This is a genomic window from Acinetobacter sp. 802_lipA (genome assembly GCF_058242885.1).
The window spans coordinates 1,850,481-1,865,339 of the sequence record NZ_JBZAYP010000001.1; the positions used below are offsets into that span (position 1 = coordinate 1,850,481).

Sequence of the window (14,859 nt, forward strand, 5' to 3'; positions counted from 1 at the left end):
GGAAATGAGTGGTTTTGAACCGAATGAAGTGTCATTCGGGGCATTAAAAAATAACAAAGAGCACAAGTGAATGGCTCATCACAATAAACAACAATAAGTCAAAAGGAAGATACATGAAACAGTGGATGAAAAGCCTCAGTGTCGGGACATTAGTCATTTCTGCAACAGCGATGACACAGGCCAAACAAGTGGTTTGTGTATTCGACTTAGTCGGTAAAAATGGTGATGTGTATAGCCTGATGAAAGATTATCAGTTGGCGGCTAAAAACTGGGGCGCGGATATTGAACTGCGGGTCGGACAAAATGAAGCCGTGATTGCTGAGGATTTTAAAGCAGGAAAATGTGATGCCATTAGTGTTACAGGCATGCGCGGGCGTCAATTTAATTCGTTTACGGGTTCACTTGACGCGATTGGCGCGATTCCCGATCTCAATTTAGCGGTTAAAGTGATGCAAGGTTTGGCCAGCCCAACTTTTGCTAAACATATGGTCAATGGCAAGTACGAAGTGGCAGGTGTTATTCCTGTGGGGGATGCTTTTTTAATGGTGAATGATCGTAGCATCAATACTGTAGCGAAAGCTGCAGGCAAGAAAATTGCGGTTTTGGACTATGACCAAGCGCAAAAAGTCATGGTTCAACAAATTGGTGCGCAAGCTGTGAGTGCCGATGTCACGAACTTTGGTGCAAAGTTCAATAACGGTCAAGTCGATATTATTGGTGCGCCTGCTGCGGTTTTTAAGCCCTTAGAGTTACATAAAGGCTTGGGAACGAAAGGGGCGATTGTGAATTATCCGATTTTACAGGTCACAGGTAATATCATTATTCGTCCAGATAAATTCCCTGCAGGTTATGGACAAAAATCACGGGAATGGGTTAAAGGCCAGCTGCAGCGTGCATTCGGTATCTTGGGTAAAATGAAAGCTGAAATTCCGCAAAAATATTGGATGCAGGTGCCCGCTGCAGATCAACCTGGTTATCAAAAGATGATGCGGGAAGCACGAATTGATCTCACCAACCGCGGTATTTACGATAAGCGAATGATGAAACTGTTATGGCAATTCCGTTGTAAGCAAGCGGCGAAAAACTTTGAATGTGGACTACAGGATGAAAATTACAAACAATCTTGAGAAAATTAGTCTGATTTGACTTTAAATATTCAAATAGGGACCATATATTGAGTATGCTATACTCGAAATATGGTCTTTTTGATTTGAAAGACAGCTGAACCGAACTGAGGAATCTAAGATGAATGCCCAAGCACTTGAACTAAGCGACAATGCCGCAAATAAAGTACGTCAATTACGTGACAGTGAAGGTAATCAAGATTTAATGCTTCGTGTATATGTCACGGGCGGTGGTTGTTCAGGTTTTTCTTATGGTTTTAACTTTGCTGAAAACCAAAATGAAGACGACGCAGAATTTATCAATGGTGATGTGAAAATGTTGGTTGATTCATTGAGTTATCAATATTTGGTCGGTTCAGTGGTGGATTATATTGAAGGTTTAGAAGGATCACGTTTCATCGTGCAAAATCCAAATGCAACCACGACCTGTGGTTGTGGTTCATCTTTCTCGATCTAAACCTGATCTGATTAAAAAAGCCCTCATGATGAGTAATGCCAGTCAGTTAAGAAATTGACTGGCATTTTCTTGGGTACTTTTGAGGCTTTATTTTGACGACTCTAGGGCATTGCCTTGATCTTCTTTCAGGCAAAACAAACATTTTAGACTGTTCCAGCAAACGCTCTAAATGCTTGGGCAAATTCCCTGCCGATTCCAGCGGAGTATGCCTTAATATATTGATAATGCTGATTGAAGCAATATGGAAACTGATACGCAAAGGGCTGACTTTCGCCCGTTGAGCCATAAATTTCATTTGCCTTCTAAGAATATTATAAGCAATCAATACACCCCATAATTCCTGATACACCAATTCAGGCTGCTTGCTTCTTAAATGCATCCCATCTTGCAGGTCGCTCTTGATTTCACGGTAGCACATCTCGATTTCCCAGCGCTGAGCATACAGCGTACTGACCTCTTCCAGAGGATAAGCCTTTGAATCTAATAATGATGTAACGTATCGTCTAACCCTTCCAGACTGTTCAGTTTCAATCAGGCGGGCTTCCCAATAGTCACCTAAATCCGGATTCAGTTTCTTCGCTCTTGGAGAAACAGGCATTCTGATTTGAAAGTCATGCGCTGAGTTTTTCCTGATAATTTCATAGCGCAGATTGTCTTTAGCCCGCATAAGCCAATGGCAGTTTTCCCGAGACTGCCACCCTGATAAGAAATCAGCAGAGAAGTAGGCCCGGTCAAATAAAGTCAGGCTATTTGCAGGCACTTTCAATTTCTTCGCTAAAGTCAGCTCGCCTTGATCCATACTTCCAATCCCGGCATCAATCACTTCATGAGTATTGGTGTTGATCAGGCAAACCGCTCTGGCTTGCGGCCAAGGTGCTGCTATCGTTTTGCCTTTGGAAGAACCGAAGTGCCTGAAGTTCTCATCTGTGTGGGGCATGGACCAGACGGCTCCATCTACAGCGCAGATGCTTAGGCCATGAAAGGCGGAATATTGCGGCTGAGAATCTTCAAACCATGTCTGACTCAGTGTATTGAACAGGACATTTAAAGGCTCCAGACCCAAGCGCTGTCTGGCCTGCACTGATGCGCTTGGGGCGCAGCTTTCAGCCGTGCCAAAAACCAGCTGCAGCTGCTGAACAACATACCAGATGGGCTGGTCGCGGAACAATGCAAGTCCAATAACTAGCCATACAGCATGCTCTGCGGGGAGTTTTCTTTTTCTGACCGATGCTTTCCCGGTCCGTTTTAAACAGTCTTCAATCCAGTTTAAATCAATTAATTCGCTAAAATTAGAAAGTGAAGGAGCTGTCTGCTGAAATGCTGAACTTAAATTCTGAGAAAAAGTCATAAAAAAATGAGCGTATCTGGATACGCTCATTTTTACCGCATTTCAGCTATTTTGTCTTAACTGATCAGCATTACTGCATATGCAGGGCTTTTTTTATATGCAATCATTCGCTTTCAATCGAGTTTAATTGCATCGAGTAAGTCAAAAATAATCGTGGTGACATCTTGGCTTAAGTCACGGTTATTAAAAACTTCATAGGCAGTAATGGTGACATCGGTGTCACTCGGTAACAGTTTCTGTTCTTCTTCGATCAAGTCATTGATCGGTAAAAGCGTCTGTTTCACTTCCAGATGTAAAACATCCTTAAACTCTAAATTTTCATCTTCAAGTTCTAACAGTTGCTCGTTGAAATAGGGCAATAGAATAGAATGGAGATAAGGTTGAATCTCAACAATATCAAAGATTTCGATATCACGAGTTTCTTCAATCGTACTGATGTGGTCATTTACTTCGATTAAGATATGGTAGTAACTCACATTCGTCTCCAAAGCTTCTAGTGGATATTCAATTATTTACAATAACACGAACCCGAGTCAAGATGTGCTGTGATTGTATTTCATACACCCATTAAAATTAGGGGATTATTTTTAGTAATCCATCACTTCAACGGGCATTAAATAACGCAATATCAGCACTTTGTAAACGAAAATTCTGCATATTTTGCTCTTCTAGCATTGGGTACATCAGGGCTTTCGGATCATTATGATGTTTCATTCCGAGGGCATGGCCAAATTCATGCGCTAAAGTCAGACGTAAGTCTTCTTTGGACTCAAACTCATAAATATGAATTTCACGCCCATTGAACAGTCCTTTATCAAATAGACGGGGTTGAAAGCGCTGGTTGAACTGGTCGATGGCCAGATTATGGCCTTGATCCAAACGGTTCAGTTCATCTACCTTTTGATTGTAGGCATTCACTTGCAGGTTAAAGCTGGCAATTTGTTGGTCTAAAACGTGTTGCTGTTGACGCAGCTGCACCAAACTCTGTTGTACTGTAGCTTGCTGCGAAGCAGGGACTCCGCCGTGCTGGTTATACTGACGGATCATGGCATTATAGTTTTGGCTAAGGTCTTGTAGACTCTGTTTTTGCACATCTAAAGCCCCTGAGTGACGTGCCAGATTTTGCTGCATGGCTTTGAGTTCATTATTTTTTTGATTCAGCCCGTGTTCATTTTGTGTCAGTTTAGACAGTTGATCACGGCGTTGTAACGACTCATCTTGACGCTGGTCATAAATGAGTCGAATACTGAGCTGAGCATTGGGGTCATAGACAAAGTAGTCTTGGCCCAAACCCTGCTTCCAAATATCCGTGGCTTGCTGGCTAATGTACTTTAACTCATGTTCACTGAGACCAAAACGCGGATCGACTTCCGCAATACGATAGCGAATACGCTGATCGAATGGATGGGTGAGTCGATCCAGCAGTGGATTGAGACGCAGCTGGGGCTGTTGCATATTTTGATACAGAATCAATCCTAAAAAGCACAGTAAAGCAAACAAGAGACTTTGACGCATATTTCATTCATATATCTTTATTTTTAGCTACTTTAGCGTAAAAAATACCTTTGCAACATAAAAAATACGTCTTCTCTATGGGCTTAAATTATTCCCAGTGCTGTCAGATTTTGTTTGATCAGTTGCTCACGCACGCTGGCTGAAATCCCTGTTTTCATTTGCATATTCAAAGCAAAATACACTTTTTCACCTGTTGCTGTTTCGCCCCAGCCTGTCCACCAGCCCACTTGCGGTTCTAGGTCCATGCACTAACCTGATTTTGCATAGAGTTTATAATTCGGTTTTTGTTCAATCAGTAGGATATCTTGTACTGTATGTTGCACATCTGGCTTAAAAGCGAGTTGTGTATTGGCCAGCTTCTCTACAAAAAGGACTTCTTGAAGAGGCGTAATTTGCAGTGGACCGACTAACCAAAAATTATCGACAACGATGCCAATCTGTTGATTGCCATATCCAATGCGTTGTACTTCTTTTTGTATTAGGTCTAGGCCAATGCGCCGTGCTAGCTTCTGATAAACAGGAACGGTAGATGCTTGCATGGCTTGCCCTAAAGTCATGTCTTTTTCCTAAGTAGGGAAGCTGCGCTTTTGACCATCCCATTTAAACACCTCGGTGCTGGTTGCTTTACCATGTTCTAGTCCGATTAAGGCATTCAGCATTTTAAAGGCAGAGGCGGGTACATAGGGTGTCTGAGCACGGCTCAAGTCATTGCCGTAGCTGTGTAAGCCATACTTATCCTTAATGAAAATCACCCCAGTGGTTTGGAGTTGATCGAAGCCCTGTTGGATCTGCTGCTGCGCACTTTGTTGCTGTTGGTTTTTAGCTGTTTCTACGGAGGGGCTTATTGTTGTACATGCGGAACCGAAGGTTGTAATGAGGACGATGAGTCCCAACTGTATAGTTTTCATGGGTGGCTAAGATCTAAATTTTTTATCAGCCTAAGGTAAAAGTGGAATGTGAAACAACAATATTGAGGTAATAAAAAACCGCGCTTTCGCGCGGTTTTTTATTAAAGAGACAAATTATTTTTTGTCATCTTTTACTTCAGTGAACTCAGCATCTACAACGCCATCGTCCGCTTTTTGTTGTTGACCAGCGTCACCACCGAATGCATTCGGGTCGAACCCTTCAGCACCGCCTTGACCTTGCGCAGCTTCATAAGCGCGTTGCGTAATCGGCATGATGATGTTTTGAAGTGCTTCAGTTTTCGCTTTGATGTCTTCTACATCATTTTCTTTAGTCGAAGTTTCAAGCTCAGCGACTGCAGTTTCAACAGCAGTTTTTTCGTCAGCAGTTACTTGCTCGCCTAGATCTTTCACTGCTTTTTGAGCAGAAGACACTAATGCATCCGCTTCGTTACGTGCTTTCGCAAGTTCTTCAAACTTACGGTCTTCTTCAGCATTCGCTTCAGCATCTTTGATCATTGCTTCGATTTCAGCATCAGACAAACCTGAGTTTGCTTTAATCTGGATTGATTGCTCTTTACCAGTGCTCTTATCTTTAGCCGATACTTTTAAGATACCGTCAGCGTTAATGTCGAACGATACTTCAATTTGTGGCACACCACGTGGAGCAGGTGGAATGTCGCCCAATTGGAAGTTACCCAACAATTTGTTTTGCTGTGCCATTTTACGTTCACCTTGGAACACAGAAATGTCTACAGCAGGTTGGTTGTCCGCAGCAGTTGAGAACACTTGAGATTTCTTCGCAGGAATCGTGGTGTTTTTCTCAATAATTGCTGTTAACACGCCGCCCATGGTTTCGATACCAAGTGTCAACGGAGTAACGTCAAGAAGAAGTACGTCAGTTTTGTCACCAGACAATACCGCACCTTGAATCGCAGCACCCATTGCTACCGCTTCGTCAGGGTTCACGTCTTTACGTGGTTCACGACCGAAGAACTCTTGTACTTTTTGTTGTACAAGTGGCATACGAGACTGACCACCCACCAAGATCACATCAGAAATCTCAGAAGTTGAAAGACCTGCATCTTTAAGTGCAATACGGCAAGGCTCGATTGTACGTTCAACCAAATCAGCCACTAAACCTTCAAGTTTCGCACGCGTTACGTTGATCACTAAGTGTTTAGGACCAGTCGCATCCGCCGTGATGTACGGTAGGTTAATTTCAGTTGCATTTGACGAAGAAAGCTCGATTTTTGCTTTTTCAGCTGCTTCTTTCAAACGTTGTAATGCAAGTGGATCTTGTTTCAAGTTGAAGTTTTGTTCTTTCTTGAACTCTTCAACCAAGAACTCGATTAACGCGTTATCAAAGTCTTCACCGCCAAGGAAGGTATCACCGTTAGTCGACAATACTTCAATTTGTTGGTCGCCATCAAGGTCTGCGATTTCAATGATAGATACGTCAAAAGTACCACCACCTAAGTCATAAACCGCGATTTTACGGTCGCCTTCTTTTTTGTCCATACCGAACGCAAGTGCAGCAGCCGTTGGTTCGTTGATGATACGTTTAACTTCTAAACCTGCGATTTTACCCGCATCTTTAGTTGCTTGACGCTGTGCATCGTTAAAGTAAGCAGGAACCGTAATCACAGCTTCAGTTACTGTTTCACCTAAGTAATCTTCTGCAGTTTTCTTCATCTTTTTCAAGATTTCAGCAGAGATTTGTTGTGGTGCAAGTTTCTTGTCGTTTACTTCAACCCAAGCATCACCATTGTCAGCTTTGATGATTTTGTAAGGGACAAGACCGATGTCCTTTTGAACCGCTTGGTCTTGATACTTACGACCGATCAAGCGTTTGATTGCGAATAATGTGTTTTTAGGGTTAGTCACTGCTTGACGTTTTGCAGACTGACCCACCAAGATTTCGCCATCTTTATACGCAATAATCGATGGTGTTGTACGTGCACCTTCAGCGTTGTCGATCACTTTAACTTTGTCGCCTTCAAGTACAGCGACGCAAGAGTTTGTTGTACCTAAGTCAATACCAATGATTTTAGCCATTTGGATGATTCCTCAAAAATTTTTGCAATGTTTTTGCTTGTTATTCGATATGAGAGCCGTTCAATTTTTTTCAAGTGATAATCAAGAAAAAATTTTACAAACTCTCGAATTTATAGAGTTTATGCGCCAACCATGACCATTGCTGGACGAAGCAAACGACCATTTAAGGTATAACCTTTTTGTAATACCGTTCCGATCTCGTTGGCTTTCGCATTTGGATCAATCCCGACTGCTTGATGCAAGTCCGCATTGAAACCATTTGCTGTATCAACTGCGACCACACCAAATTTTTCCAGTGCAGTCAGTAACGATTTCAACGTCAGTTCCACACCTTCAAACATTGGTGTTTTTTCCTCACCCGATGCGCTAAGGGCACGTTCTAAATTATCCACTGAGTCCAGTAACTCTTTTGCGAATTTTTCGAGAACGGTGTCTTTATGCTTCTCTGATTCACGTTGAATACGCTCTACACTTTTTTGTGCTTCGTATACAGCATTTGCAGTGCGGGCTTTTTCAAGTTTTAAACTTTCTTCCAGATTAGTGATCTGGGCTTGTAAATCTTCAACTGAAACTTCAGCTTGCTCCGTTTCAGCTTGAGTTTGCGCTGTTTGTGAATCCGCTTGCTCTTGCCCTAGATCTTGAGCTTCTTGATTTTGCTCAGTCGCCATTGATTTACTCCGTTTAAATGGGTTCTTAAACATGTACAGTCCTTCAGGCATCAGTGTTAACTGGGTTAATCTGAACTGCCATGCGTTATTGAATTCAGGATTACTACAAAAGGTCGGGGCAACAGCCAAAAATTCAAGCGGCTTCAGTGATTAATTCATGTATTTTTGGTAAAAAATTGCTGAAATCAGGCTTTCTTGGTGCTTATTCTGTCCGAAGGTCCATTTCCAATCTGGCTTTAGTTTTTTTATGTTGAAAAAGGCTAATCGTTACATTGAATTATTTTAATCAAATTTATCTGTTTTACTAATTTTTCGATTGTCCACATAATGAGTTCATCAGCGGTGATCATACTTTGTGGAGAGAGCAAAGTATGGTGACTGCGACCTATTTGGATAGTTTGGGGAAACCCTCCTAATTTAGAGATTTAGGTTTTTGAATCGTACGTCTCCCAAAAGTACTTTATTCAGTGCAAAGGTATAATGCTGTCAGGATGCTTCGAGCTTTGTGCTCAAAATTCGATTTTTAAGGCTGTAGTTTCTGTATTTTTGTATGCTTTTTCGAGCTTAATCCACCTTGGGTTAAGCTTTTTTTTGCTTCAAATTTAAAAATAACATTATTTAATCGTGTATCAGCATACAGGAGTTCTGCAATGCTGAAGAGTTGATGGGCCAAGTATAGATTTCCTTTTGTGCTGCTCATCGAAGAGAGAAACAATGAAGAATCAGCACATTAACTTGCATTGCTGTTGAGATGTAGTGCTAAGGCGGCATTTGTGCGCAATTAATAAAAAATTGCACAAGTTGTACTCGAGTCTGCAAAAACTACAACTCAGCACGTGTGTAAAAGTTTTCGGATTTGACAAAGATAGGCAGGGCAAAGTTTGGCTTTGCTATTTTGTATGACGTAAAAGGAAATGGAAGAATGTTAAATAAGAAAACTGCATTATTGTCTCTAGCGCTTTTAGGTTCAGCATTTGCGATTGTGGGCTGTAGCTCAAATGAAACCAGTACATCGCCTGAGTCCGCTCAAGTGACTACTGCACCAGATGCAACAGCAACCGTTGAGGGAAGTGCTGGAGTCGAGGTTCAAGCAGATCCTGCGGCTCAGATTGAACCCATCCAATCTACACCTGCGACAACACAACAATAAAGCTTAAAAGAGAACTTCTCTTACACTCGCTTTGTTAAAGACCTTCACAGGATGCCGTGAAGGTCTTTTTTTTAAGAGTAAATCACTAAAGCTGCTCAGCCGTGTTATTTCATCAGTCTGATGTAGGATGACGATTTTATCGTTCTTGACGTGAGTTATCCCAACCTTTGTTTTGATCTCGGCGTTGATCATCGGGACGTTGCTTGCGATCGTTATTGGATTGTTTGCGTCGATCTTCAGTACGTTGACGCTCTTGCTCACGACGTTGGCGTTCGGCATTTTGTCGTTGCTGACGTTCAGCATCATAACGTTTGCGTTCTTGGTTTAATCGCTCTTGATCACGCTTTTTCTGTTGCCAGTCTTGATGACGTTGATTGGTGATCCGTTTGCGCTCAGCCTCAATACGTTGCCGTTCTTGTTCGCGGTTTTGGCGTTCCCATTCAGCATGTCTTTGGCGGTTTCGGTCTGCCTCGCGACGTTCACGCTCGATGCGGTTTTGTCGTTGTTGGTATTCCCAACGTTGGCGGTCTCGTTCACGTTCATAGCGATCATGCTGGTCGTAGCGTCGATCATCATAATCATAGCGGTGGTCGTAGCGTCCGTCATAATAGCCATCCTCAGGAAAAGCCACACAACCAACAAACAAGGTGCTGATGAGTGAGAGGAATATTATTTTTTTAGTCATGGCAGGTCTCCTTCATAAAAACGGAGTAGCAAAACACTCCTAAATCGGCATAAAAATTGTCAATGACAAGCTCTTAAAAGAAGATTAGCGTATAGGACGTATTGCTATGTATCTTGATGTGAAGACTTATATAAGAGAATGGTCACGTAAGTGCTGATCATGTAGAGAATATGAAGAACGATAAAAGGATATTATTGACATGGGCGTGTTGAATCAAACTTTACAACAATGGGTGGAACAAGGCCAAGGCAGTGCGGCCCGAGTGATTGATCGCTTACCGACAGTAGCACAAGAAGGCTTGGTTAAAGCGCTGGGTTATCCTCACCAGTTTGAACAACTGGACCCCTTTATTAAATGCTTAATGGCAGCTCAATATAAGCAAGGCAAATCGGGCTTTATTTTTGAAGACTACCATCGTTCGCGTAAATTGTTTGATCATCAAATTCAAATGTTGACCGCGAAACCCAGCGCGGTAAAACAAGTGGAAGATTTACGTCTACCTGTACAAAGTGGAACTGTGTTTGCACGGCATTATCATCCTGCACCGAATAAGAAACTTCCGATGCTGGTGTTTTATCATGGCGGCGGCTTTGTGGTCGGCAGTCTCGACAGTCATGATGAAGTCTGTCGCTTACTGGCGATCCATGCCAAAGTGCAGGTGCTCAGTATTGATTATCCTTTGGCGCCAGAAGTTGGCCCGAATGTATTGATTCAATCCTGTGAAGATGCTTTGGCTTGGGTGTATCAAAACCGTCGTCAGTTCAAAATTTTGAAAAACCGAATTGCGGTGGCAGGCGATAGTGCAGGTGGTAATATCAGTGCCGTGGTGGCACAGAGAACTGCGGCAAAAGCTTATGCACCAAGTGCACAACTGTTAATTTACCCTGTGGTCGATTTCAAAAGTCGCCATCCATCGTTCTTTGCTTATAAAGATGGACTGACCTTAACGGGGCAAGATGTCGATAGAGTGACGTCGTTGTATGCTGAACAACATCAGGTAGCTCTGGATGATCCTATTGTTTCGCCAACCTATGGCGTATTAAAAAGTGTCGCACCCGCTTTTGTCATCACCGCAGGTCATGATTTATTGCATGATGAAGGTGAAATTTATGCCATCAAATTAAAGCAGCAGGGCAATAAGGTTTATTATCAGAATTATCTAGATCAACCCCATGGATTTGTGAACTTCACCATAATTTCTCGTCGGGCAAAAAAAATCACCATAGAAATGGCAAAGAATTTTAGAAAATTTTGGGATAAGAATGCCAAATAAAAAAGCATGAATTTTCAAAAGAATGTTTCACGTGGAACATTCCTTTTTTATTTAGAGCGGATTTTGGCTTCTGGAAAAACGAGCTGAAAGCTCGGGACATAAAAACTTTGTAGAGCTTTGGCTTGGCTAAAGTCTGGAAAGAGGGTGGTATGGTTTTGCCATTCAAATTTTTTCAGTTTCATTAGCTTCGCGCGAAACTGTGGAGAAAACTCATAACGTTGACCTTGCCACGCTTGCTGTATTTTGAGCATGGAACGTGGAATGTGATGACTATTAATATAAAACGGACGTGCTTTTTTACATTGGGTGAGTGTTAAACACAAGGTTTGGTTTTGAGTCTTAAGCTGGCATTGTGTAGTTTCATTCTGCGTATGCCAATCAAACTGAGCGAACTCTTTCGGAATTCCCCAAAGTTGTTGACCATGTTCAACTGAAATCTGTGTAGACACATAAATTTTAGGAATCGAGCTTAAACGCCGTTTGCTCAGTAAAGGATGGTCAAGCAAAAGCAGTTCATCATAAGGTCCAACAGGGGATTGATGATAACGAACCAACATGATTTGAACCACACGACCAATCGGGGAAGGCGCGATACGAAACGCTTTATATTGTCGGATAAATTGCGGACTGATCCAATAATTCAAAATAAAGGCTTCACCTTGTAAATGCCAAGGTGGAAATTGACTCAATTGAGACAGGGCTAAAGCTTCATTCATCGTTATTCTCGTTTTCTTAGAAGAAGTAGTGTTTTATTTATACTGAACGATTAATATACCGAAATCTAATAACATCTGAATGCTGTGAGTAACGAAATGTTAAAGAAGAGTTTAGTTGCAGTGGCGGCTACATGTATGAGTATGGCGGTCATGGCAAATAACACGATTGTTGAAATGAAAACATCAATGGGCAACATCGAAATTGAACTGTTTAATGATAAAGCACCAATCTCAGCAAAAAACTTTGAAGACTATACGAAAGCTAAGTTTTATAACGGCACGATCTTTCATCGCGTCATTCCGGGTTTTATGGTGCAAGGTGGGGGCATGACTGCTGACCTGATAGAAAAACCAACACGACCAGCCATTCAAAATGAATCAAGTAATGGTCTATCGAATAAACGTGGCACTTTGGCGATGGCACGAACCAACCTACCGCATTCTGCAACCAGTCAGTTTTTTATTAATGTGGTGGATAATAACTTTCTAGATAGAAGTACCAATAACGCAGGTTATGCGGTTTTTGGTCAGGTCACTAAAGGTATGGATGTGGTGGATAAGATTACTAAAGTACCGACAGGACGTGCAGGGCCACATCAAGATGTACCAAAACAACCTATTAAAATTCTCAGTGTGAATATTAAAGCAGCAGCAGTGCAAAAGTAATGAAAAAAGAGAGCAGAAATATTAAATCTATATTTCTGCTTTAAAATTATTGGGTTAAGTGCGTGGTTGTATATTTTTGAACCTTTTTAGTGCGTAAAAATACAACACCCGATAAAACAACCAGTTAAAAGCACTTGCAAAGATTTCGTAATGGTCTAGAATGCACCCCATACCGACGAGATAGACGGAAACGAACGAAGCACGAAGTGCTGAGTTGTTAAGTATATTGAGTCCAGCTTCTAGCACTGACGAGGTGTTAGAAAGATCATTAAGAGATTATGAAGAACAACTTGTGTGGATTTTTACTGATTGATCGATCGAAAATATTTCATTGATTGATGGTAAAAATTACTCGAAGTTTATTTGAGAAATATTTGTCAGAAAATTGATGAGCCAAGATTTGTAGCCATAAGCTACTAATGATTTTTAACTGAAGAGTTTGATCATGGCTCAGATTGAACGCTGGCGGCAGGCTTAACACATGCAAGTCGAGCGGGGAAGGGTAGCTTGCTACCTAACCTAGCGGCGGACGGGTGAGTAATGCTTAGGAATCTGCCTATTAGTGGGGGACAACATTCCGAAAGGAATGCTAATACCGCATACGCCCTACGGGGGAAAGCAGGGGATCTTCGGACCTTGCGCTAATAGATGAGCCTAAGTCAGATTAGCTAGTTGGTGGGGTAAAGGCCTACCAAGGCGACGATCTGTAGCGGGTCTGAGAGGATGATCCGCCACACTGGGACTGAGACACGGCCCAGACTCCTACGGGAGGCAGCAGTGGGGAATATTGGACAATGGGCGAAAGCCTGATCCAGCCATGCCGCGTGTGTGAAGAAGGCCTTTTGGTTGTAAAGCACTTTAAGCGAGGAGGAGGCTACTTAGATTAATACTCTAGGATAGTGGACGTTACTCGCAGAATAAGCACCGGCTAACTCTGTGCCAGCAGCCGCGGTAATACAGAGGGTGCGAGCGTTAATCGGATTTACTGGGCGTAAAGCGTGCGTAGGCGGCTTCTTAAGTCGGATGTGAAATCCCTGAGCTTAACTTAGGAATTGCATTCGATACTGGGAAGCTAGAGTATGGGAGAGGATGGTAGAATTCCAGGTGTAGCGGTGAAATGCGTAGAGATCTGGAGGAATACCGATGGCGAAGGCAGCCATCTGGCCTAATACTGACGCTGAGGTACGAAAGCATGGGGAGCAAACAGGATTAGATACCCTGGTAGTCCATGCCGTAAACGATGTCTACTAGCCGTTGGGGCCTTTGAGGCTTTAGTGGCGCAGCTAACGCGATAAGTAGACCGCCTGGGGAGTACGGTCGCAAGACTAAAACTCAAATGAATTGACGGGGGCCCGCACAAGCGGTGGAGCATGTGGTTTAATTCGATGCAACGCGAAGAACCTTACCTGGTCTTGACATAGTAAGAACTTTCCAGAGATGGATTGGTGCCTTCGGGAACTTACATACAGGTGCTGCATGGCTGTCGTCAGCTCGTGTCGTGAGATGTTGGGTTAAGTCCCGCAACGAGCGCAACCCTTTTCCTTATTTGCCAGCGGGTTAAGCCGGGAACTTTAAGGATACTGCCAGTGACAAACTGGAGGAAGGCGGGGACGACGTCAAGTCATCATGGCCCTTACGACCAGGGCTACACACGTGCTACAATGGTCGGTACAAAGGGTTGCTACCTAGCGATAGGATGCTAATCTCAAAAAGCCGATCGTAGTCCGGATTGGAGTCTGCAACTCGACTCCATGAAGTCGGAATCGCTAGTAATCGCGGATCAGAATGCCGCGGTGAATACGTTCCCGGGCCTTGTACACACCGCCCGTCACACCATGGGAATTTGTTGCACCAGAAGTAGGTAGTCTAACCGCAAGGAGGACGCTTACCACGGTGTGGCCGATGACTGGGGTGAAGTCGTAACAAGGTAGCCGTAGGGGAACCTGCGGCTGGATCACCTCCTTAACGAAAGATTGACGATTGGTAAGAATCCACAACAAGTTGTTCTTCATGACGATGTATCTGAGGGTCTGTAGCTCAGTTGGTTAGAGCACACGCTTGATAAGCGTGGGGTCACAAGTTCAAGTCTTGTCAGACCCACCAAATCTGACTAACAAGCATTGTTAAATGCTGAATACAGAAAAACAGAGACATTGACTTATTGATAAGCTGGGGACTTAGCTTAGTTGGTAGAGCGCCTGCTTTGCACGCAGGAGGTCAGGAGTTCGACTCTCCTAGTCTCCACCATATATTGTTCATCAATATATAAGCTAAGTAGTTAGATTATAGAAATT

12 protein-coding genes, 2 tRNA genes, 1 rRNA gene and 1 pseudogene are annotated in these 14,859 nt (G+C 42.8%); 8 read left to right on the plus strand and 8 right to left on the minus strand.

What is annotated here, in order from left to right:
• Positions 1-125 precede the first annotated feature (125 nt).
• The gene (locus AC4CU3_RS09135) at positions 126-1,127 is read left to right on the plus strand and encodes a putative solute-binding protein (protein ID WP_005401766.1); all 1,002 of its coding nucleotides are present in this window, start codon (positions 126-128) and stop codon (positions 1,125-1,127) included.
• Positions 1,128-1,245: 118 nt separating this feature from the next.
• Positions 1,246-1,581, plus strand: coding sequence for an iron-sulfur cluster insertion protein ErpA (gene erpA / locus AC4CU3_RS09140; protein WP_004697409.1), 336 nt, complete (start codon positions 1,246-1,248; stop codon positions 1,579-1,581).
• A gap of 46 nt (positions 1,582-1,627) precedes the next feature.
• Here erpA and AC4CU3_RS09145 read toward each other — a convergent pair whose 3' ends face one another.
• The 6 genes and pseudogenes from AC4CU3_RS09145 to grpE form a co-directional block, all read right to left on the minus strand.
• Entirely contained in the window at positions 1,628-2,929 is a 1,302-nt protein-coding gene (locus tag AC4CU3_RS09145; protein ID WP_039891156.1) for an IS4 family transposase, read from the minus strand.
• A gap of 113 nt (positions 2,930-3,042) precedes the next feature.
• Complete coding sequence (locus AC4CU3_RS09150) at positions 3,043-3,417, minus strand: hypothetical protein (protein ID WP_005401765.1); 375 nt, start codon at positions 3,415-3,417, stop codon at positions 3,043-3,045.
• A 115-nt stretch (positions 3,418-3,532) separates the two neighbouring features.
• Positions 3,533-4,444: a matrixin family metalloprotease gene (locus tag AC4CU3_RS09155; protein WP_201952982.1), complete on the minus strand. Its 912-nt coding sequence runs from the start codon at positions 4,442-4,444 to the stop codon at positions 3,533-3,535.
• An 83-nt stretch (positions 4,445-4,527) separates the two neighbouring features.
• Positions 4,528-5,352, minus strand: a pseudogene (gene blaOXA, locus AC4CU3_RS09160) (OXA-211 family carbapenem-hydrolyzing class D beta-lactamase).
• A 114-nt stretch (positions 5,353-5,466) separates the two neighbouring features.
• Positions 5,467-7,407: a molecular chaperone DnaK gene (gene dnaK, locus AC4CU3_RS09165; protein WP_125275024.1), complete on the minus strand. Its 1,941-nt coding sequence runs from the start codon at positions 7,405-7,407 to the stop codon at positions 5,467-5,469.
• A 119-nt stretch (positions 7,408-7,526) separates the two neighbouring features.
• Positions 7,527-8,075: a nucleotide exchange factor GrpE gene (gene grpE / locus AC4CU3_RS09170; protein WP_490738138.1), complete on the minus strand. Its 549-nt coding sequence runs from the start codon at positions 8,073-8,075 to the stop codon at positions 7,527-7,529.
• Between the two features lie 922 nt (positions 8,076-8,997).
• On the opposite strand from grpE, the gene AC4CU3_RS09175 reads away from it, so the two are divergent.
• The gene (locus AC4CU3_RS09175) at positions 8,998-9,225 is read left to right on the plus strand and encodes a hypothetical protein (RefSeq protein ID WP_201952980.1); all 228 of its coding nucleotides are present in this window, start codon (positions 8,998-9,000) and stop codon (positions 9,223-9,225) included.
• A gap of 136 nt (positions 9,226-9,361) precedes the next feature.
• On the opposite strand, the gene AC4CU3_RS09180 is transcribed toward AC4CU3_RS09175, so the two are convergent.
• Positions 9,362-9,910, minus strand: coding sequence for a hypothetical protein (locus tag AC4CU3_RS09180; RefSeq protein WP_201952979.1), 549 nt, complete (start codon positions 9,908-9,910; stop codon positions 9,362-9,364).
• 199 nt (positions 9,911-10,109) lie between these two features.
• Here AC4CU3_RS09180 and AC4CU3_RS09185 point away from each other — a divergent pair, with 199 nt between their 5' ends.
• Positions 10,110-11,183 (plus strand): alpha/beta hydrolase, encoded by a 1,074-nt coding sequence (locus AC4CU3_RS09185; RefSeq protein WP_279746225.1) that lies wholly within the window; start codon positions 10,110-10,112, stop codon positions 11,181-11,183.
• Between the two features lie 47 nt (positions 11,184-11,230).
• Here the strand turns inward: AC4CU3_RS09185 and AC4CU3_RS09190 are convergent, their stop codons facing one another.
• Entirely contained in the window at positions 11,231-11,899 is a 669-nt protein-coding gene (locus AC4CU3_RS09190) for an acetoacetate decarboxylase family protein (RefSeq protein ID WP_201952974.1), read from the minus strand.
• A 96-nt stretch (positions 11,900-11,995) separates the two neighbouring features.
• Here AC4CU3_RS09190 and AC4CU3_RS09195 point away from each other — a divergent pair, with 96 nt between their 5' ends.
• The 4 genes from AC4CU3_RS09195 (at position 11,996) to AC4CU3_RS09210 (ending at position 14,812) form a co-directional block, all read left to right on the plus strand.
• Positions 11,996-12,565, plus strand: a complete 570-nt coding sequence (locus AC4CU3_RS09195; protein WP_004697389.1) for a peptidylprolyl isomerase — start codon at positions 11,996-11,998, stop codon at positions 12,563-12,565.
• Between the two features lie 427 nt (positions 12,566-12,992).
• A 16S ribosomal RNA gene (locus tag AC4CU3_RS09200) occupies positions 12,993-14,530 on the plus strand.
• A gap of 61 nt (positions 14,531-14,591) precedes the next feature.
• Positions 14,592-14,668, plus strand: a tRNA-Ile gene (locus tag AC4CU3_RS09205).
• Between the two features lie 68 nt (positions 14,669-14,736).
• Positions 14,737-14,812, plus strand: a tRNA-Ala gene (locus tag AC4CU3_RS09210).
• Positions 14,813-14,859 lie beyond the last annotated feature (47 nt).